Below are 19,282 nucleotides of genomic sequence, written 5' to 3'. Positions count from 1 at the left end.
TCCCTACACGCCGATGCTGCGCAGCAAGGTGTTGGCGGCGGCGAAAGTCACCGGCGTGCGCCTGCACGACGGCGGCTGCTACGGCGCCACCCAGGGACCACGGCTGGAAACCAACGCGGAAATTGCGCGGATGCGGCGTGATGGCTGCGATCTGGTCGGCATGACCGGCATGCCCGAAGCCAGCCTCGCCCGCGAGCTGGGTCTGGACTATGCGTGCCTGGCGATCGTGGCCAACTGGGCCGCCGGCTGTGGCGATGGCGATGAAATCACGATGGCCGAGGTACTGGCCAATGTGGACGCGGCGTCGGCCGGATTGCCGGAACTGATTGGCGAATTGGCACGGGGGTGATTGTCATTGCGGAGCAAGCTTTGCATACTCCGCCAGTGCGCTGGTTGAGCGTACACCACCCATTCATTGAAGAAGGTCTCGCATCACCATGCCGAACGGTACCGTCAAGTGGTTCAACGACGCCAAGGGATTTGGCTTTATTTCGCCGGAGGACGGCAGCGCCGACGTCTTCGCGCACTTCTCCGCGATCAACTCCAAGGGCTTCCGCAGTCTGCAGGAAGGCCAGAAGGTCACCTATGACGTGACCCAGGGCCCGAAGGGCGCCCAAGCCTCGAACATCGTGCCGGCGGCCGAGTAATTCATCGCGCTGCGCATTGAAAACCCCGCTTCGGCGGGGTTTTTTTTAGCTGTCGGCGGACCCACCGCTGCGCGGCAACCGGCATCGCGCGTGATGCCGATCACGAATAAGGACATCCATGTCATCACCACGACGGACCATCGCCATCGTCGGCTACGGCACGGCGGGACAGGCATTGGCGGTAGTGCTTTCACGCGACCATCACGACGTGCACGTCTTCGAGCGCGCAGCCGCACCCGGACCGGTCGGCGCCGGCTTCCTGCTGCAGCCCACGGGACTGGAGGTGCTGTGGCAGATGGACCTGCTGCCGCAGGTGCTGCACCACGGTGCCGCCGTGCGTCGCCTGTATGGCGACACGCCGTGCGGACGTACGGTGATGGAGATGGGCTATGCCACGCTGGACGCGCGCCTGCACGGCGTGGGCATGCAGCGTGGCGCGCTGTTCTCGCTGCTGGCGCAGGCCTGGGAGCATCCGGGCAACCTGCACGCCGACACCGCCATCGTCGACGTCGACACGACGCAGGGACGGCTGCGCGACGCGCGCGGCGTGTGGCACGGGCCCTACGATCTGGTGATCGCCGCCGATGGCGCCGGCTCCACGCTGCGCACGCACGTGCAGGGCACCCAACTGGACCGTGAGTACCCGTGGGGCGCGCTGTGGTGCCTGCTGCCGCGTGGCGACTGGGCGCATTACGAGGAACTGCGCCAGCGCTATGTGGCCGCGCGCAAGATGATCGGGCTGCTTCCCGTGGGCACGCGCCCCGGCGATGACGAGCAGCGCCTGAGTTTCTTCTGGAGCCTGCCGCGTGATCAGTTCGCGCAGTGGGAACACGATGGCCTGCAGCGCTGGTTGGACGAGATCGCCACGCTGTGGCCGCAGGCGCATGCGCGCCTGGACGGCGTGCGCGATGGCGCGCAGCTGGCGCGTGCGGGCTACCGTGACGCGGTGATGTCGCGCTGGAGCCGAGACCGGCTGGTGCTGGCCGGTGATGCCGCGCACGCGATGAGCCCGCAGCTGGGGCAGGGCGTGAACATGGCGCTGATGGACGCGTTGGCGCTGCGCGATGCGCTGCGCGCGCACCGCGACCGCGATGCCGCGCTGCAGGCGTACGTGGCGCAGCGCCGCGCGCATGTGGCCATCTATCACTTCTGGAGCCGCTGGCTGACGCCGTTGTTCCAATCCGATCGCGACACGCTGGCGCGTGCGCGTGATGTGTTGTTCAAGCCGATGGGCAACCTGCCGGTCGGTCGTGGTCACATGTTGCGCGTGCTCAGCGGCACCCAGCGTGGGTGGCTGGGCAAGCTGGGCCTGTCGCCCGGTTTCATCGACGCGATGGCTGCACAGGATGCTGCGCGCATCTGCTGATAACCCTTGATAGCGGTGCGCAGCGCGTCGATGAAGGAGCATTTAACATCCATTGACGGTGGACTCACCCCGTGTGTGCGACAAGTGACGGGTAGACGCGGCCTGCGTGCGGCGCCTGCGCCTACGGTCCTTGATGGGCCGATCGCACCCCCGAAGGAGAGTGACATGCTGTTCATGGCCGAAGTCCTGGATGCCGAAATCTGCAAGCTGCGCGGACTGTTGCAGATGCTGCACGAGGATCAGCCTGATGTGATGGACGATGTATTCGAGTTCCACGTCACCAGCCTCATCACCCATGCCGCGCCGGAGCAGCACCAACGCATCCGTACCGCCGCACACGACATGATGGCCGAGATCCTGCGCCAACCGGTGCGGCCCCGGCCCCACAAGGCCGACATCCGATTGATGCCGGACGTGCTCGTTCCCGCAATGTAATCGAGCGTAAGCCACTACCGTGTCGGTGGTGGCTTCAGCGTGCGTGCTATGCCGTGCGCGCCTGACGGGCGGGCAGGGTGATCGCCTCGTCTTCCACGCAGGCCACCAGCTGCTCGCCTGCGGCGAGCACCGGGGCGATACCCGCGGTAAAGCGCGACCACGCCGGCAATACGGTCAAGCGCTCGCGCAGCCAGAACGCGGGCCAGCGTCGCTGCATGCCCGGCAGGCGCGCCAGCGGATGGATGTGACCGCACAGCACATGCAGTGAGGGGTGCGGTTGCGGATCATGGCGCAGCAGGAAAGGGCCTGCCTGCAGGCGCTCACCCAGCAGTTCGATACCCAGGTCGGCCGTGGGCAGTGCGCGGTCGTGATTGCCGGCCAGCGCGCCAATCTGCAGCGCGCCATGTTGTTCGCGCCAGCCCTGCCACTGCCGATACCACGAGGTCCGATGGGCCACGCCATGCAGCACATCGCCGAGGATCCACAGCGTATCCACGTCGTGCCGATGCAGCAGCGTCGACAACCGCTGCAGGTCCTCCGCGGTGCCGCCGCTGGGCATTCCGATGCCCGCGCGCCGGAACACATCGGCTTTGCCCAGGTGCAGGTCGGCGATCAGCAGGGCTTTGCGCGCCGGCCAATACAGGGCGCGCGCGCCGAGCAGCAGCAGCGACTCACCGGCAAGGGTGGTCGGCAGTTCAGGGGCCATGACGTGTCTCCAGTTGCTGTGCAGCGCGCTGCACGCGGGTTTTCCAGTCTTCGTTGCTGAGCTGGCCGCGCAGGCGCTCGGCCCATAGCGGGAACGACAGTGGGCCAAGGCTGGGCGGCGACTGCAGGCTCAGTGTGCGCGTCTGGCAGCGCTGCAGGGTGGTGGCCAGGCTGTCCAGGTCCAGCTGTGCGTGCAGCACCTCGCGTTCGGCCAGGCCCAGCAGGATGTGGTCGGGATCGTGTTGACGCAGCACGTCGTACAGCAGACCACTGGATGCCTGCAATTGGCGCAGACTGCGCGGCGTGCGCCCGGGCAGTGCCGGCACCAGCATGCCCGAAACCCGCGCGATGTCGCGAAATTGTCGGCGTGCCAGCTCGGCCAGGTTGAGGCTGTCGCGCAGGTCCTCGAACAGATTCGCCGGCTGCAGCAGGTCGCGCACCCGCTCGGCGTCCAGTTCGATCGCGCGGGCTGGCGACAACACGAAGCCGTAATCGTTGGCGGCGTAGCCGAAGGTGTTGGGCTGCTGCCGGGCCAGGCGCATCGCCATCAGCGCGGCCAGCCCTTCATTGGTCTGGCGGCCGGCGAACGGGTACACGAACACGAACTGGCCTTCGCGCCGACGCACCATTTCCACCAACAGCCGCGACGGCGCAGGCAGCACCGACAAGCGCGACTGCAACGCCAGCAGCGGCGCCAACCACTGCATCTCCGGCGACTGCACGGGGGCGTCGAACACGGCCTCCATTTCATGCCCCAGCGCATCGGACAGCGGCAAGCGGCCGCCCTGCCAGCGGGGCACCAGGCCGTCGCCGCCCTTGGCCAGGCGCACATACGCGGTGAGGTTTTCCAGCCGCACCAGTTCCAGCAGGCGTCCGGCGAACTGGAAGCGATCGCCCGGCCGCAGTCGTCCCAGGAACTGTTCTTCCACCGCGCCCAGCCGGCCGCCGCGCAGGAACTGCACCATGACGCTGCCATCGCTGGTGATGGTGCCGATGGACAGGCGATGGCGCAGCGCGACGCGCCGGTCGTGCACGCGGTACACGCCATCCTCGTCGCGCACCACTTTATGGAAGTCCGGGTACTGCGCCAGCGCGCGGCCGCCCTGCACGATGAAGTCGAGCACGCCCTGCCAGTGTGCATCATCCAGCGAAGCGAACGCGTGGGTGCGGCGGACCTGTTCGTACAGCGCATCGGCCTGGAAGCCACCGCCGAGCGCGCAGCTCACGCAGTGCTGGGCCAATACATCCAGCGACAGCCGCGGGGGGCGCCGTGCTTCGATCACCCCGGCGGCCAGCGCGCGTCGTGCCGCCGCATACTCGACCAGTTCCAGCGCATGCGAGGGCACGCAGACGATATGGCCCGATTCGCCGGGACGGTGGCGGGCGCGGCCGGCGCGCTGCAGCAGCCGTGCGATGCCTTTCGGGCTGCCGATCTGCAGCACCTGGTCCACCGCCGGAAAATCCACGCCCAGGTCCAGGCTGGAGGTGGCCACCACGCAGCGCAGCCGCCCGTCACGCAGCCCCTGCTCAACCTCGCGACGCAACGCCGGGTCCAGCGAGCCGTGATGCAGCGCGAGCGTGGCCGGGTCTTCCGGCCACACCGCCGACAGCGCCTGGTGCCACAACTCGGCCTGCGCGCGGGTGTTGGTGAACAATAGGCTGGTGCCCACCAACAGCAGTTTTTCCAGCACCCGCTGCAGCTGCGACAGCCCGAGGTGGCCGGCCCAGGGGAAGCGTTCACCGTGCGCGGGCAGCAGTGTTTCAAGGCTGACCGGACGCGGTCTCGCGCCCGCCACCAGGGGGGCATCGGGCACATCGGGCAGCAGCACCTCGCGGGCCTCGTCCAGGTTGCCCAGCGTCGCCGACAGCCCCCACAGCTGCAGCGCGGGCAACGCATCGCGCAGCCGGCGCAGGTTCAACTGCAGCAGCACGCCGCGCTTGTTGCCCAGCAGTTCGTGCCACTCATCGACCACCACGCTGCGCAGCTGGCGCATCTTCGCCATGCCGTCGGGATAGCTGAGCAGCAACGCCAACGATTCGGGCGTGGTCACCAACACATCCACGCGCCCCTCGCGCGCCAGCCGTTTATCACGGGCGCTGGCGTCCCCGGTGCGCAGGCCGACCTGCCAGTCCAGGCCGAGGCCAGCCAGCGGCTCGCGCAACGCGCGCGCGGTATCGCTGGCGAGCGCGCGCAGCGGGGTGATCCACAGCACCTGCAGCACCGGCACCGGCGTGCGCGCGCGCCCGGCAACGGTGACGGGCAGCGGGTCGGCCAGTGCCTGCAGCAGCGGCCCGCCGAACATGGCCAGGGTCTTGCCGCTGCCGGTGGGCGTGTGCAGCAGGCCCGAGGCGCCGGACAGGTAGTGGCGCCACATCGCCTTCTGGAACGGCAACGGCGCCCAGCCGCGGCTGGCGAACCACGTGGCCAGTGTCGCCATCGCCTCGCGTCGGGTCACCGCGCCAGGGCCTGCAGCTGCGCCAGGGTATCGGCCTCGCTGGCCGGCTTGTCCTGCCGCCAGCGCAGGATGCGCGGGAAGCGCACCGCGATGCCGGACTTGTGCCGGCTGCTGCGATTGACCGCTTCGAAGCCGAGTTCGAACACCTGCTCGCCGCGCACGCTGCGCACCGGGCCGAAGCGTTCGACGGTGTTGGCGCGGATCCAGCGATCCAGCGCGAGGATCTCCTTGTCGTCCAGGCCCGAATAGGCCTTGGCTACCGGCACCAGCTTGTCGCCGTCCCACACGCCGAAGGTGTAGTCGGTGTAGAGCGTGCTGCGCCGGCCGTGACCGGCCTGGGCGTAGATCATCACCGCGTCGATGGTCAGCGGATCGATCTTCCACTTCCACCAGTCGCCGCGCCGCCGACCGCTCTGGTAGATCGAATCGTGGCGTTTGAGCATCAATCCTTCCACACCGCGCTCGCGGGCCAGCGCGCGCTGTGCGGCCGCGGCCGGCCAGTCCGCAACGGAGACGGACGGAGAGAGCACGATGCGCGGATCGTCCAACGCGGTAAGCAGCGCGGCAAGCCGCGCGCGGCGCGCGTGCAGCGGTTGCGTGCGCAGGTCCTGTCCGTCGGCTTCGAGCAGGTCATAGGCCAGCACCCGCACCGGTGTGTCGCGCAGAGTCTTCGGCCCCGGCTTGCGGCGCTGGATGCGCGTCTGCAGGGCGGTGAACGGCAACGGCTGGTCGTCGCCCTCGCGCCAGGCGAGCAGCTCGCCATCGATCACGCAGCCATCGGGCAGCGCCATCGCCGCCGCTTCAATCTCCGGGAAGCGGCCATCCAGCCGCTCTTCGCCGCGCGACCACAAGGCTGCCTCGCCCTTGCGTCGCAGCAGCTGCAGGCGGATGCCGTCCCACTTCCATTCCAGGGTCCACGCCTCGATCGGGCCGAGGCTGTCGACCTCGGCTTCCAGTGGCGAGGCGAGGAAGAACGGATACGGTTGCTGGCGATCCTCCGGACGTTCTTCGGGCGACAGCAGTGCCGCCAGCAGTCCGGGCGAGGGCACCCATTCGCCAAGCATGCGCTGGGCGATGCGGGCGATGTCGATGCCCGACAATTCGGCCAGGGCCTGCTGCACCACGCGCTGTGACACACCCACCCGCAGCGCGCCGGTCAGCAGTTTGTTGAACACCAGCCGTTCGCCTGCAGGCAGTTGACGCCAGCCTGCCACCACCGCCGCCCGCCGCACCGCTTCGTCCTGGTTGGCCACGGTGAGCAGATGCGCTTCGATCCATTCGGCCAGGGGCCGGTCGGCGCTGCGTTCGGGCGGATCATCGAGCAGCAGGGTCAGGGTCTCGGCAAGGTCGCCGACCTGGTCGTAGCTGTCGTCCACCAACCACGCCGGCAACCCGGCCGCCTCGCCGATCCAGGCGCGCAGTTCGCCGCTGGCCGCGATCTTCCGCCGTGCGCCGCCGACCTTGCCGCCACTGAGCAGGTACAGCGCCCAGGCCGCATCGTGCGGGCGCGCATCGCGGAAGTACGCCACCAGTGCGGCGCGCTTGTCCAGCGTCGCGGTGCTGCGGTCCAGGCGCTGGTAAAGCGCGGCGAAGGCCCTCATTCCTCGCTCCCGAAATCGGTGCGGAAGGCTTCGGCGGCCACCCCACGCTCGCGCAGGAACGGAATCAACGCATCGGTGTTGCCATGGGTGGCGATGACGCGGCGCGCGCCGGTCTGTTCGATGGTCTGCAGCAGTGCGGGCCAGTCGGCATGATCGGATACCACGAAGCCACGGTCGTAATTGCGCCGCCGCCGGTTGCCACGCAACCGCATCCAGCCCGAGGCGAAGCCCAGTTGATGCTTGCCGAAGCGGCGCAGCCATGGGGTGCCCGCCGCCGACGGCGGGGCCAGGATCAGCTTGCCGGCGGCATCGGGTTCGCGGCCCTGTTCGGCCACGGTATGCGTCTCCAGCATGGCGATGCCGGCCTGCCGATAGACCGCCACGCCATTGGCGATGGCCCCGTGCAGCCACGCGGGCTGGTCGTCCAGCGGCAGCAGTTCGGCCAGCACCCGCTGCGCCTTGCCCAGTGCGTAGCAGAGCAGGATCGCCGCCTCGCCACGCGCGGCGCATTCACGGCGCCAGGCCACGATCTCCGCGGCGACCTCGGCGGTGTCCTGCCAGCGGTAGATCGGCAGGGCGAAGGTGGCCTCGGTGATGAACACATCGCACGGCACCACCTCGAACGGTGCACAGGTGGGGTCGGGCTGGCGCTTGTAGTCGCCCGAGGCGACCCAGACCTGGGTGCCATCATCGATGCGCACCTGCGCCGACCCCAGCACATGCCCGGCCGAGTGCAGTGACACCTCGACATCGCCCAACCGGAACGCGCGGCCGTAGTCGTAGGCCTGCAGCGGCACATCGCCCAGCCGCCAGCGCAGGATCGGCACGCTGTCGGTGCTGCAGTAATACTCGCCCATGCCGCTGCGCGCGTGGTCGCCGTGGCCGTGGGTGATCACCGCGCGCGGCACCGGTCGCCACGGATCGATGTGGAAATCGCCGGCGGGGCAATACAAGCCCTCCGGGCGCAGCACCACCAGATCGTTGTTCGTCGTCGTCAGGCTCATGCGTGGCACTGTGCCGCCGCCCTCGTGCAGGAGGTGAGAATCCGCCTGAACGGCCGCCTGCACGCCGATGCGGCAGAATCGGGCCAACCCCAGGCCAGGAGGCCGCTGCGATGACGTCCGTATTGCCCGCGTTCGATACCCACGAGGTGTTCAACCAGCCACCGCCGTTCAGTGGCCGCAACCTGTGGGCCGACGACGTGGCCTTGGCGGCGGCAGTGGAGCGCGAAGGCGGCGGTGCGTTCATTACACGGCTGGCGCAGTACGGCGCGCTGGCCGGCGATCTGCTGTATCAGCTCGGCTTCGATGCCAACCGTGATCGCCCACGGCTGCGCACCCACGACGCGCAGGGTCACCGCATCGATACGGTCGAGTTCCATCCTGCCTACCATCGGCTGATGGACGCGGCCAAGAGCCACGGCGTGGCCGGGCTGTCCTGGTACGACGGCAGTGCCGGCGCACATGTCGCGCGTGCGGCGCTGAGTTACCTGCACCACCAGGCCGAGGCCGGCACCAGCTGCCCGCTGACCATGACCCACGCCGCGGTCGCGGTGCTGCGCCAGGACCCGGCGTTGGCCGAGTGGGCCGACAAGGCGGCGGCCCCGCATTACGACCCGCGCGACGTGCCGATCGCCGACAAGCACGGCATCACCCTGGGCATGGGCATGACCGAAAAGCAGGGCGGGTCGGATGTGCGCAGCAATAGCACGCGCGCCGAACCGCAGGCCGACGGCAGTTATCGGCTGGTAGGGCACAAGTGGTTCTTCTCCGCACCGATGTCCGATGGTTTCCTGGTGCTGGCGCAGGCACCCGGCGGGCTGAGCTGTTTCCTGATGCCGCGCCGCCTGCCTGACGGCAACCGCAATGCGTTCCGGCTGATGCGGCTGAAAGACAAACTGGGCGACTGGTCCAACGCCTCCAGTGAAGTGGAACTGTGTGGCGCCTGGGCGCAACGGGTCGGGGAGGAAGGCCGTGGCGTGGCCACCATCATCGGCATGGTGATGATGACCCGCCTGGATTGCATGCTGGGTGCTGCGGCGGAAATGCGCATGGCGTTGGCGCAGGCGCTGCACCACGCCCGCCATCGCGACACCTTCGGCAAGCGCCTGTGCGAGCACCCGCTGATGGCCAACGTGTTGGCCGACCTGGCGATCGAATCGGAAGCGGCGACGACCTTTGCGATGCGCGTGGCGCGCGCGGTGGACCGCGCCGGCAGCAGTGCCGAAGAGGCCGCGTTCGCGCGCATTGCCACGGCGGTGGGCAAGTACTGGGTATGCAAGCGCGCGGCGGTATTCGTCAACGAGGCGCAGGAGTGCCTGGGCGGTGCGGGCTACGTGGAGGAATCGATCCTGCCCMGGTTGTACCGACAGGCACCGTTGAACTCGATCTGGGAAGGCAGTGGCAACATCCAGTGCCTGGACGTGCTGCGGGCGTTGTCACGCGAGGCGCAGGTGCTGCCGGTGCTGGATGCCGAGCTGGGTGGCGTGCTCGGCCGCGAGCCGGCCTACGACATGGCCCTGCAGGCGCTGCGTGCCACGCTCGCGGGAACGCCCTCGGAGACGCAGGCGCGCAGCATCACCGAGCGGCTGGCGCTGCTGCTGCAGGCGGCCACGCTGCTGCGCGCGGACAGCCCCAACGCGGCGGCATTCATTCGCTCGCGACTTGGCGGCGAGCACGCGCTGGCCTTCGGTACCCTGCCAGCGGATCTGGATTTTGCCGCGGTGCTCGCCCGGGCGCTGCCCTGAGTAAACGAAAAACGCCCCTTCAGGGAAGGGGCGTCCTGGTCACGCGTGCGCGGTGACTCAGTGCTTGGCTTCGTTGGCGTTCTTTTTCGCTTCGTCAGCGACGTCGCGCGCCTTGTCGGCAACCTTCTCGGCGGCATCGGCAGTGGCGCCACAGGCGTGGGCGGCGGCATCCTTGGCGGCGTCCTTGGCTTCGCCTGCGGCCTCGGAAGTGGCGGCGGCGGCGCGGTCGAGTGCCTGCTGGGTGTCGGCGGCAGCGTGTTCGGAGGCAGCGGCGGCCTCATCGGCGGCGTTGCGGGTCGATGCAGCGGCCTTGTCGACGGCTTCGCGGGCAGCCGCATTGGCGCTGTCGGCGGCCTGCGCAGCGTCCTGGCGGGCCTGCTCGGCTTCGGGACCCTTGCAGGCGGCCAAGCCGAGCAGCAGGGAGGCGGCCAACAGGGAGGTTGTCAACGGACGGATGGTCATGGCGCTCTCCAATACGGGAATCGTAGGGGAGGCCAGCCTATTCATCCGCGCGTGAAGGCAGGGTCGCTACCTGCTGCCTGTTACTGGTCGGCGCGTGGCAGCCACCAACAGTTGGTCAGCGCCGTAGTCRCCGACGCGACAGCCACTAATCGTTGGCCTGCATACCGTAGCTGCGACCGTTGGCCTGCATACCGTAACTACCGACCGTTGGCCTACATACCGTAGCTACCGACCGTTGGTCGGTAGAAAAAGAAAAAGCCGCTGGCGAACCAGCGGCTTCTTCAGACTTGCTTGAAGAAAGAAGTTATTACTTCTTGGCTTCTTCAGCAGCGTCCTTGGCCTGCTCGGCGGTGGCTTCACCGGCCTTGGCAGCGTCGGCAGCGGTGCCGGCAGCAGCGTCGGTGGCAGCGCCAGCAGCCTGGGCAGCGGCGTCAGCCGAAGCGTCAGCAGCGGTGGTGGCGGTGTCGGCGGCAGCCTGGGCAGCGTCGGCGGTCTGGGCGCCAGCAGCAGCGGCCTGGTCGGCAGCGACCTGGGCGTCAGCGGCAGCTTCGTTGGCCGAAGCAGCAGCGTCAGCAGCCTGTTCCTGCTTGGAGCAGGCGGTCAGAGCCAGGCCCAGGGCCATCGCGATCAGCAGCTTGTTGATGCTCATTTGTGTGAATCCTCGTCGTTAGATTAGGCAACGCGCTATTGCGCGCCCGGCAACATGATGACAAGCCACGATTGGCTGTCAAGCGATCGCGCATTCATTTTTGCGAAATACGCGTTAATTTCAATCAAATCAATTCGATGGCAATGGCCGTAGCTTCGCCGCCACCAATGCAGAGGGTAGCGATGCCGCGCTTTCCGCCGCGCTTGCGCAAGGCGTTCACCAGGGTGACCACCAGACGCGCGCCGGAAGCGCCGATCGGATGGCCCAGTGCGCAGGCGCCGCCGTTGACGTTGACCTTCGCGTGCGGGATGCCCAGTTCGCGGATTGGCGCCATGGCCACCACGGCAAAGGCCTCGTTGATCTCTAACAGGTCGACCTGATCCAGGGTCCAGCCGGTTTTTTCCAGCAGTTTCTGGATCGCACCGATCGGGGCGGTGGTGAACCACTCCGGCGCCTGCGAATGGGTGGCATGGCCGACGATCCGGGCCAGCGGCTGCACGCCACGCGCGTGGGCGTCTTCTTCGGTCAGCAGCACCACGGCCGCAGCGCCGTCGGAGATGCTCGACGAACTGGCGGCGGTCACCGTGCCGTCCTTCTTGAAGGCCGGGCGCAGGGTCGGGATCTTGGCGATATCCGAGCGGCTCGGCTGCTCGTCCTGGTCGAAGGCGACCTCGCCCTTGCGGGTGGTCACCGTCACCGCGACGATTTCATCGGCGAACGCGCCGCTGGCCTGCGCGGCCTGCGCACGGCGCACCGATTCGATCGCGAAGGCATCCTGGTCCTCGCGGCTGACCTGGTACTTGTCCACCGCACATTCGGCGAACTCGCCCATGGCCTTGCCGTCGTAGGCGTTGACCAGACCATCGTGGGCCATGTGGTCGATCGCCTGGAAATTGCCGAAGCGGGTGCCGGTGCGCGAGTTGGGGATCAGGTGCGGGGCATTGGACATCGACTCCATGCCGCCGGCCACCACGATGCTGGCCGAGCCGGCCTTGATCAGGTCATGCCCGAGCATGATCGCCTTCATGCCCGAACCGCACACCTTGTTGAGCGTGGTGGCGCCGGTGGAGACCGGGATACCGGCGGCGATCGCGGCTTGGCGGGCCGGCGCCTGGCCCAGGTTGGCCGGCAGTACGCAGCCCATGATCACTTCAGAAACATCCGCGGCCGGTACCCCGGACTGCTGCAGCGCCGCGGCAATCGCGGTGGCGCCCAGGGTAGGGGTGGGCACGCCGTTGAACTGGCCCAGGAAGGAACCGATGGCGGTGCGTTTGGCAGCGGCGATGACGATGTTGGACATGGCAATCTCGTTGGTGCGTGAGCGATATGCGAAATGGGAGCGCGGGCATCAGGACCCGGGGCGCTTCCCGGCAGACTGCGTGGGGTGGCCCAGTATAGGGGGTCGCGCTTTACCACCGGGGTCGGCTGGCCAGCGCCGCGCAGGCGCAGGCCAGAGTGGGACGTACGCCATTGGCGGTGCCGTGTTTTCCCGGCACACTGCGCAGCACCGGCCGGCTACGCAGGCATGGCACTTGCCGCCGGTCAGGTCCAGGAGGACCGACCGGGCGGGAGATTTCACACGTCAATGGGGATGCAAGGATGAACAAGGCAGTATTGGGGCGGTCTCTGCTGGTCACCGCGATGGCTGCGGCGCTGGGCGCCTGCGGTGGCGGTGGCGGTGGCAACAACGTGCGGATCGACCCACCACCGACGACACCGCCGCCGACCACGCCACCACCGACCACCCCGACGCCGCCCAAGCCGCTTGAGCCTGCGTTCGACGCGCATCTGACCATCACCCAGGCCGGCGCCGCGCGCACTGCCGGGCTCGATGGTACGGGCGTGCGCATCGGCGTGGTCGATTCGGGCGTCATGCGCAACCATCCGGCGCTGGCCGGGCGGGTGCTGGCCAACTACAGCTATGTCGATTCGCGCACCAACAACCTCAACATCGATGACGTGGTCGGCCATGGCACCGCCGTAGCCGAACTGGCTGCGGGCAAGGCGGTGGGTTCCTGGCAGGGCGGCATCGCGCCGGGCGCGCAGATCGTCTCGGCGCGGATCATCGCCGACACCCGTCCGACCGATGACGGCAGCGGCAACGGCAACGAAGTGAACGGCGCGCTGGGCCTGGCCGGGGTCCATCAGGACCTCATCACCCAAGGCGTGAAGGTGATGAACAACTCCTGGGGCGGTCTGTACTGGACCAACACGTCCGCGACCGCGCCGATCGCACAGGAATACCGGCCCTTCATCCTGGGCAACGGCGGGCTGGTGGTGTTCGCCACCGGCAACGAAAGCAAGCCCAATCCGTCCAGCATGGCGGCGCTGCCGAGCCAGCCCGGCCCGGCCGGCACGCTGCCGGCGGCCGACCTGGAACGCGGCTGGCTGAGCGTGACCGCGGTGGATTCGACCGACCCGAGCAAGCTGGCGTCCTACGCCAACGCCTGCGGCGTGGCTGCGCGCTACTGCCTGGCCGCGCCCGGTGCGGCGGTCTACGTGGACCCGGCCTACACCACCGGCACCCCGAAATACCTGTGGAATTACGGCACGTCCTTCGCCGCGCCGCTGGTGTCCGGCGCCGCTGCGCTGGTGTGGCAGAAGTACCCGTATTTCAGCAACGACCTGGTCCGCCAGACGCTGCTGGGCACCGCCACCGATCTGGGTGCGGCGGGCGTGGACAGCACCTTCGGTTACGGCCTGCTCAACATCGCCAAGGCGATCAACGGGCCGGGGCGATTCGACTGGGGCAACACCACCGTGGATGTCAGCCAGACCGGGCTCAACTCGGTGTGGAGCAACAACATCACCGGCAGCGGTGGGTTGATCAAGCAGGGCGCCGGTGCGCTGGGCCTGTCGGGCACCAACACCTACACCGGGGATACGCGTATCGAGCGGGGAACGGTGGCGTTGCGCGATGGTGGCTCGATCACGTCCAACGTGGTAGTCGTCGCGCAGAGCGGCAGCCCCAATCTGGCGGCGCTGCAGTTCCTGTCAGGCAACGCACGGGTCAAGGGCAACGTCGACAACGGTGCGTCGGTGATCGTGCGCGAAGCCAATGTCACCGCCACCATCGAAGGCAACTACGTACAGCGCTCCACGGGACAGCTGATGATTGCGCTGGGTTCAAATCCGCTCAACATCACCGGTACCGCCACGCTGGCGGGCAATGTCTATGTCGATGCCATCCTCAGTGGCTATGTGCCGCAGGATGGTCGTACGCAGCGCGTGCTGCATGCCGACCAGGGCGTCATTGGCACCTTTGCGGGCGTCACCCACAATCTCAGCCAGTCCACGACGCTGCTGCAGATGTCGCTGACCCATGCGAGCAACGATGTCACCCTGACCACCGACCGGATCAGTGTCACCTCGGCGAGCCTCAACGCCGGCCTGGGCGGCACCGCATTGGCGTCGGCAGCCCGGGTGGAGTCGGCTTTCGAAGTGCTCGACGGTGGCGGTCTGGCCGGCAGTGCCTTCGCCGACGGCGCAGGCGAACTGCAGCGCGTGCAGGGCGACCAGGCGCTGCAGGCCAGYCTGGACAGCCTGTCCGGCAAGGCCCACGCGCTGGCCACGGCCGCCACGTTCGACAGCATCGATCTCAACCGACGTGCATTGTCGGCGCGCTTCGGCCAGGTGCAGGGCGCGCCGCGCCTGCGTGGCGCCTGGCAGAGCCAGTTGGGCGAAGCCGGGCAGGGCAGCTTCTCGGCCAGTGGCGCCGATACACGCGGCTGGATGATGGGCCAGGACATGGCGTTGGGCAGCAATGGCGTGATGGGCTTTGCCTTCGGTGAAACCCGCACCCACAACAGCCGCGACTGGGGCAGTGATCGTGGCCGCGATCGCCAGTCGCAGGCGCAGCTGTACGCCGGTTGGAACGCCGGCCGCGCCTACGCGCTGGGCCAGGTGGGTGCCGGTCAGTTCACTCGCGAAATCGATCGCCAACTGCTGCTGGGGGCCGGTCAGTACGGCGTCAACGCCCGTTATGGCGGCAGTTTCAGCGCGGCCAGCGTGGAAACCGGCTATCGCTTTGGCGGCGACCGTGCGTCGCTGACGCCATACCTGGGCGCGGATTACTCGCGCGTGGACAGCGACCGCTTCACCGAGCAGGGGGGCCTGGGCTTCGGCCTGCGTACCGAAGGCAACCTGAGCACGCGCAGCCAGGCACTGGCCGGCGTCCGCGCCGAACGCCAGTGGGGCCGCTGGTCGCTGCGCGGTTATGCCGAATGGCAGCAGTTGCTGTCCAGTGATGGCCTGACCCAGGACGCCAGCTTCGTCGGCGTGGACGCCTGGGCGCCGCTGGCCGGCCTGCAGCCGGCGCGCTCGGGCGGTCTGTTCGGGCTGTCGGTCGAATCCTGGCTGAGCCGCAACACCCGCGTGTCGTTCGGCTACGACCAGCGCTTCGGGCCGCGCGGCGACCTGAGCCAGGTCGCGCTGCGCTACTCGGCAGCGTTCTGACCCACCGCGTGCCGGTGCCAACACGGGCCGGCACGCGGTTGTCTCACACGAAGAAGGGCGCGATTGCATCGCGCCCTTCTTCATGGGTGTCGCCGTCGCGCGCGATCAGTTGCCGCGCAGCGTCCCCAGTCGTGGCCGGGTGCGACCCAGCGGCATCTTCAGCTTGCCGATCGACTGGATGCGCGTTTCGGCGATCTGGTCGGCCGCGCGCTGTGGGGCGATGTTCTCGCTCTGGGACAGCGCGAAGATCCTGCCAAGGTTGTGGTAGATGCTGCGGATCAGGCGCATGGCGCGCTCGCGGTTGTAGCCGTCGATCTCCAGCGAAACGTTCATCACGCCGCCGGCGTTGACCGCATAGTCAGGGGCATAGAGGATGCCGCGCGCATGCAGTTCATCGCCTACTTCCAGGCTGGACAGCTGGTTGTTGGCGGTGCCGCAGACGATCCGGCACTTCAACCGCGGAAGCGTCTGCGGGTTGATCGCGCCCTCCAGCGCGCAGGGCGCGAACACATCGGCGTTGACGTCGTAGATGTCGTCCGGCTTGACCGCCTCGGCACCGTACTCGGTGACCGCGCGGTCGACCAGTGCGCTGTTCAGATCGGTGACGAACAGCTTGGCGCCGCGATCGCGCAGCAGCTTCACCAGTTCCATGCCGATGTGGCCCAGGCCCTGCACGGCGATGCTGGCCTTGCCGACTTCTTCGTGCCCCAGCTTGTGCTGCATCGACGCCATCAGCGCCTGCAGGGCRCCATAGGCCGTGAACGGCGCCGGGTCGCCCGAGCCGCCATGGACCTGGTGTACGCCGGTGACGAACTCGCTCTCCAGGTAGATGTTTTCCATGTCGTTGACGTCGGTGCCGACGTCCTCGGCGGTGATGTAGCGACCGCCCAGCGAATCGACATAACGCCCGAACGCACGGAACAGCACCTCGCTCTTGTCCTGGCGCGGGTCGCCGATGATCACCGCCTTGCCACCGCCCACGTTCAACCCGGCCAGTGCGTTCTTGTAGGTCATGGTGCGGCTCAGGCGCAGCGCGTCGGCCAGTGCATCGTCGGTGCTGGCGTAAGGGCGCATGCGCACGCCGCCCAGGGCCGGGCCCAGGGTGGTGTTGTGGATGGCGATGATCGCCCTCAGGCCGGCATCGCGGTTGTGGCAGAACACCACTTGTTCGTGACCGGAAGTTTCGAGGGTTTCAAATAACATGGCGACTCCGATGGTGCGAACGGTGGCGAACGGCGGCGAACGAACCAGCAAAAGGTGGGTTGCAAAACAAAAAAAGCGACTTCGTCTGATCGGGTGACGGGTCGCGCGGCGCCATTCTAGAGCATTCCGACGGAGGGTGTTGTCAGGGTTCAGGATGGGCCGCTGACAGGCGTCGACCCAGGCGTCAGTGGGGCAGGTCATTAAAGTTGCTGAAGATCAGGCCGATGCCGTGGCAACGGTGCGCAGTACCAGCAATGCCAGGACGGACGACGTGGGTGCAGTGGCGACAATACAGAGACGGTATCGGCCAGGACGGCGGCACGGATGAGCATGCTCGTGATGGTGGGGGCAGGGCTGTTGGGCGCCGGTGCGCTTGCGCTGGGCATCGTGCGCTGGCGTGCCGCGCGCTGTCCGGAAACCGGCACTGAGTGGCTGACCGCAACGGGTGACCGCTCGGGGAACGCCTCGGCGGCGTCGCCGGGGCGCGGCGAGGTGCCGGCCACGGCGCTGCTGCAGTCGGGGCTGCATGCGCTGGCCCTGGTCTCGCGCAGCGGTGACGCGGATGCGACGCCCGGGCCGGGCGATCCGGCGCTGCATGCGGCGGTGGTGGCCGCCCTGGAACAGCGCGACTGGTCGGCCCGGCATCTGCCGCGGCGCCCGCAACTGTTGCCGCAGCTGATCCAGACGGTCAACGACGACGATGCGTCGGCGCGCGCGATGGCCGCCATCATCGGGCAGGACCCGGTGTTGACCGGCAACCTGCTGCGCATCGCCAACAGCCCCGTCTATCGCCTGCAGGCCAAGCCGGTGGACAGCCTGCAGCGGGCGGTGACGTTGGTGGGGACCGAGGGCATCCGCCAGATCATCAGCGCGGTGCTGGTGCAGCCGGTGATGCAGCTGCACTGCGAGGCCTTCCCGCAGTTCGGCACGGTGATCTGGGAGCATGCGCTGCTGGCCTCGCGCGCGGCCGCCGATCACGCGCGGCTGGTGACCCACGAAGATGCGTTCGCCGCGCAGTGGCTGGGCCTGACCCAGGGGCTGGGGGCCGCGCTGGTGATGCGCCATCTGCTCGATGCCTGCGCAGGGCAGGACGGGGCGGCACCCTCGCGCGCGCTGGCCGCGCAGTTGCTGGATGCCTGGACCCTGCCGGTGGCCAGCCGCATCGCGGCGGCTTGGGAATTGCCGCCTTCGGTGCATGAAACGTTGCTGCGCGGCGGTGACGATGCGCAGGCGGGGTTGTCGGCCAGCCTGCGCTTCGCACGGGCGGCCGCGGCGGCCAGCCTGCTGTGCCGGCACGGCAGCATCGGCCAGGCCCAGGCGCTGGCGATCCTGGAGCAGCAGCACGCCACCCCGGCGCACGCGCTGCAGTGGATCTGGCGGCGTCTGCACGGGCGCGCGGTGGAGACGCTGGACGTTGATGAGCCGATCGAGGTCTGAGCCGTGCAGTCGGTGAGGGGTGCCGGGCGCGCATGGCCCTGCTGCCCGGAGCCAGCGCTTGCCACGCATGGCGTGGCACTACCGGCGGTGCTGCTGATGGATTGACGGAATGCGGGTGTAAGCGCCGCGCCATGCGTGGCCGCCGTTCAGCGCCCGCTTACAGCTGTGATTCCAACGGCAACCAGCTGATCGCCCGCGCACTGGCGCGCAGCCATAACGAGGTGTCCGGTTCGTGGTCGAGGAGCACCGGCGGTTGTGCGGCACGGTCCAGCCAACGCACCCGGTCCTGCGCATCCAGGGTCACCCAGTAACTCTGTTTCGGATCGGCCAGCCGCAGGTATTCCGCGCGCAGCTGCGCGGCGAGCACCGCATCGTCGAACAGCACGCCCATCTCGGTGTTGAGATACGCCGAGCGCGGGTCCAGGTTGAACGAGCCGACGAAGCCGCGCCGATCATCAAGCATGAACGCCTTGGTATGCAGGCTGGCGCCGCTGCTGCCGAACAGCCCGCCGTTGCCGGCAGGGGTGTGCGCCTTGAGCTCGTACAGGTGCACGCCGCTACGCAGCAGTGGCGCGCGATAGTGCATGTATCCGCCATGCACGGCGGCCACGTCGTTGGCAGCCAGCGAGTTGGTCACCACCCCGACCGTGGCGCCACGCTGGACCATCGCGGCCATGCCTTCGGTACCTTCCTCACCCGGTACGAAATAGGGCGAAATCAGCAACGCCTTGTGCTCGGTGGCCTGCAGTTCGCGCACCAGCCGGGTGACCAGCCAGTTGGCCTGGTCGTCGCGGCGATGCTTCATCGGTGGATCGGAGGCGATCTCCACCGTCGTCGACCAGTGCAGGTCCACCGTATCGCGGTAGTAGGAGTGCGCAGACTGCGATTGCTCGACCCGGCGCAGGTAGGGCTGCGCGGCGGTGAGCTTGGCCTCGTGCGCGGATTCGCGCACCAGCAGGCGCAGCTGCGCCGGGGTGTAGAACGCCAGCGCGGCGATCGGCACCGCGGTCTCGCTGTTCCAGTACGCATCGAAGATGTCATTGGCCTGGGACACGGCCTTGCCGGCGACGAGCAGGTCGAGGTCGCGGAAGTTCACATCCGCACGCGCGCTGAAGTACTC

Annotated in this window: 16 protein-coding genes; 7 read left to right on the top strand and 9 right to left on the bottom strand. The window is 68.2% G+C overall.

Going from position 1 to position 19,282, the window contains the following annotated elements; genetic code table 11:
- The 4 genes from ACXJKH_RS03420 to ACXJKH_RS03405 form a co-directional block, all read left to right on the top strand.
- A partial coding sequence (locus ACXJKH_RS03420) for a phosphorylase family protein (protein ID WP_457318307.1) occupies positions 1-349 on the top strand: 349 nt, incomplete at its 5' end.
- Between the two features lie 88 nt (positions 350-437).
- Positions 438-647, top strand: coding sequence for a transcription antiterminator/RNA stability regulator CspE (cspE, locus tag ACXJKH_RS03415; protein WP_256775853.1), 210 nt, complete (start codon positions 438-440; stop codon positions 645-647).
- Between the two features lie 118 nt (positions 648-765).
- On the top strand, positions 766-2,013 hold the full coding sequence (locus ACXJKH_RS03410; RefSeq protein WP_457318306.1) for an FAD-dependent oxidoreductase: 1,248 nt from the start codon (positions 766-768) through the stop codon (positions 2,011-2,013).
- Positions 2,014-2,178: 165 nt separating this feature from the next.
- On the top strand, positions 2,179-2,448 hold the full coding sequence (locus tag ACXJKH_RS03405) for a hypothetical protein (protein WP_457318305.1): 270 nt from the start codon (positions 2,179-2,181) through the stop codon (positions 2,446-2,448).
- Positions 2,449-2,494: 46 nt separating this feature from the next.
- On the opposite strand, the gene pdeM is transcribed toward ACXJKH_RS03405, so the two are convergent.
- The 4 genes from pdeM to ACXJKH_RS03385 are packed head-to-tail and all read right to left on the bottom strand — an operon-like array spanning position 2,495 to position 8,214.
- The gene (pdeM, locus tag ACXJKH_RS03400; protein ID WP_457318304.1) at positions 2,495-3,154 is read right to left on the bottom strand and encodes a ligase-associated DNA damage response endonuclease PdeM; all 660 of its coding nucleotides are present in this window, start codon (positions 3,152-3,154) and stop codon (positions 2,495-2,497) included.
- A complete protein-coding gene (locus tag ACXJKH_RS03395; protein ID WP_457318309.1) occupies positions 3,144-5,591 on the bottom strand; it encodes a ligase-associated DNA damage response DEXH box helicase in 2,448 nt (815 codons plus the stop codon). Before ACXJKH_RS03395 ends, pdeM begins: the two co-directional genes overlap by 11 nt.
- A gap of 14 nt (positions 5,592-5,605) precedes the next feature.
- Positions 5,606-7,210: an ATP-dependent DNA ligase gene (locus ACXJKH_RS03390; protein ID WP_457318303.1), complete on the bottom strand. Its 1,605-nt coding sequence runs from the start codon at positions 7,208-7,210 to the stop codon at positions 5,606-5,608.
- On the bottom strand, positions 7,207-8,214 hold the full coding sequence (locus ACXJKH_RS03385; protein WP_457318302.1) for a ligase-associated DNA damage response exonuclease: 1,008 nt from the start codon (positions 8,212-8,214) through the stop codon (positions 7,207-7,209). Before ACXJKH_RS03385 ends, ACXJKH_RS03390 begins: the two co-directional genes overlap by 4 nt.
- A 110-nt stretch (positions 8,215-8,324) precedes the next feature.
- Here ACXJKH_RS03385 and ACXJKH_RS03380 point away from each other — a divergent pair, with 110 nt between their 5' ends.
- The gene (locus ACXJKH_RS03380; RefSeq protein ID WP_457318301.1) at positions 8,325-9,956 is read left to right on the top strand and encodes an isovaleryl-CoA dehydrogenase; all 1,632 of its coding nucleotides are present in this window, start codon (positions 8,325-8,327) and stop codon (positions 9,954-9,956) included.
- Between the two features lie 57 nt (positions 9,957-10,013).
- Here the strand turns inward: ACXJKH_RS03380 and ACXJKH_RS03375 are convergent, their stop codons facing one another.
- The 3 genes from ACXJKH_RS03375 to ACXJKH_RS03365 form a co-directional block, all read right to left on the bottom strand.
- On the bottom strand, positions 10,014-10,418 hold the full coding sequence (locus tag ACXJKH_RS03375; protein ID WP_457318300.1) for a hypothetical protein: 405 nt from the start codon (positions 10,416-10,418) through the stop codon (positions 10,014-10,016).
- A gap of 307 nt (positions 10,419-10,725) precedes the next feature.
- Positions 10,726-11,067: a hypothetical protein gene (locus tag ACXJKH_RS03370; protein ID WP_256775861.1), complete on the bottom strand. Its 342-nt coding sequence runs from the start codon at positions 11,065-11,067 to the stop codon at positions 10,726-10,728.
- 124 nt (positions 11,068-11,191) lie between these two features.
- A complete protein-coding gene (locus ACXJKH_RS03365; protein ID WP_457318299.1) occupies positions 11,192-12,367 on the bottom strand; it encodes a thiolase family protein in 1,176 nt (391 codons plus the stop codon).
- Between the two features lie 299 nt (positions 12,368-12,666).
- On the opposite strand from ACXJKH_RS03365, the gene ACXJKH_RS03360 reads away from it, so the two are divergent.
- On the top strand, positions 12,667-15,522 hold the full coding sequence (locus ACXJKH_RS03360) for a S8 family serine peptidase (RefSeq protein WP_457318298.1): 2,856 nt from the start codon (positions 12,667-12,669) through the stop codon (positions 15,520-15,522).
- A gap of 105 nt (positions 15,523-15,627) precedes the next feature.
- Here the strand turns inward: ACXJKH_RS03360 and ACXJKH_RS03355 are convergent, their stop codons facing one another.
- A complete protein-coding gene (locus ACXJKH_RS03355; RefSeq protein ID WP_256775864.1) occupies positions 15,628-16,725 on the bottom strand; it encodes a Glu/Leu/Phe/Val dehydrogenase dimerization domain-containing protein in 1,098 nt (365 codons plus the stop codon).
- Between the two features lie 339 nt (positions 16,726-17,064).
- Here ACXJKH_RS03355 and ACXJKH_RS03350 point away from each other — a divergent pair, with 339 nt between their 5' ends.
- Positions 17,065-18,162, top strand: coding sequence for an HDOD domain-containing protein (locus ACXJKH_RS03350; protein ID WP_457318308.1), 1,098 nt, complete (start codon positions 17,065-17,067; stop codon positions 18,160-18,162).
- A gap of 157 nt (positions 18,163-18,319) precedes the next feature.
- Here ACXJKH_RS03350 and ACXJKH_RS03345 read toward each other — a convergent pair.
- On the bottom strand, positions 18,320-19,282 hold a 963-nt coding region (locus ACXJKH_RS03345), incomplete at its 5' end, for a phospholipase D-like domain-containing protein (protein WP_457318297.1).

It is taken from the genome of Stenotrophomonas sp. P5_B8 (assembly GCF_054049855.1).
The sequence above is the reverse complement of the archived record's forward strand: the minus strand, read 5'-3'. Positions and strand labels throughout refer to the sequence as shown.

What these genes read in the sequence shown, in the direction of transcription:
- ACXJKH_RS03365 (WP_457318299.1), bottom strand. Translation starts at nt 12,367, where the DNA reads ATGTCCAACATCGTCATCGCCGCTGCCAAACGCACCGCCATCGGTTCC.
- ACXJKH_RS03390 (WP_457318303.1), bottom strand. Translation starts at nt 7,210, where the DNA reads ATGAGGGCCTTCGCCGCGCTTTACCAGCGCCTGGACCGCAGCACCGCG.
- ACXJKH_RS03410 (WP_457318306.1), top strand. Translation starts at nt 766, where the DNA reads ATGTCATCACCACGACGGACCATCGCCATCGTCGGCTACGGCACGGCG.
- ACXJKH_RS03370 (WP_256775861.1), bottom strand. Translation starts at nt 11,067, where the DNA reads ATGAGCATCAACAAGCTGCTGATCGCGATGGCCCTGGGCCTGGCTCTG.
- ACXJKH_RS03350 (WP_457318308.1), top strand. Translation starts at nt 17,065, where the DNA reads ATGGTGGGGGCAGGGCTGTTGGGCGCCGGTGCGCTTGCGCTGGGCATC.
- ACXJKH_RS03395 (WP_457318309.1), bottom strand. Translation starts at nt 5,591, where the DNA reads ATGGCGACACTGGCCACGTGGTTCGCCAGCCGCGGCTGGGCGCCGTTG.
- ACXJKH_RS03405 (WP_457318305.1), top strand. Translation starts at nt 2,179, where the DNA reads ATGCTGTTCATGGCCGAAGTCCTGGATGCCGAAATCTGCAAGCTGCGC.
- cspE (WP_256775853.1), top strand. Translation starts at nt 438, where the DNA reads ATGCCGAACGGTACCGTCAAGTGGTTCAACGACGCCAAGGGATTTGGC.
- pdeM (WP_457318304.1), bottom strand. Translation starts at nt 3,154, where the DNA reads ATGGCCCCTGAACTGCCGACCACCCTTGCCGGTGAGTCGCTGCTGCTG.
- ACXJKH_RS03375 (WP_457318300.1), bottom strand. Translation starts at nt 10,418, where the DNA reads ATGACCATCCGTCCGTTGACAACCTCCCTGTTGGCCGCCTCCCTGCTG.
- ACXJKH_RS03385 (WP_457318302.1), bottom strand. Translation starts at nt 8,214, where the DNA reads ATGAGCCTGACGACGACGAACAACGATCTGGTGGTGCTGCGCCCGGAG.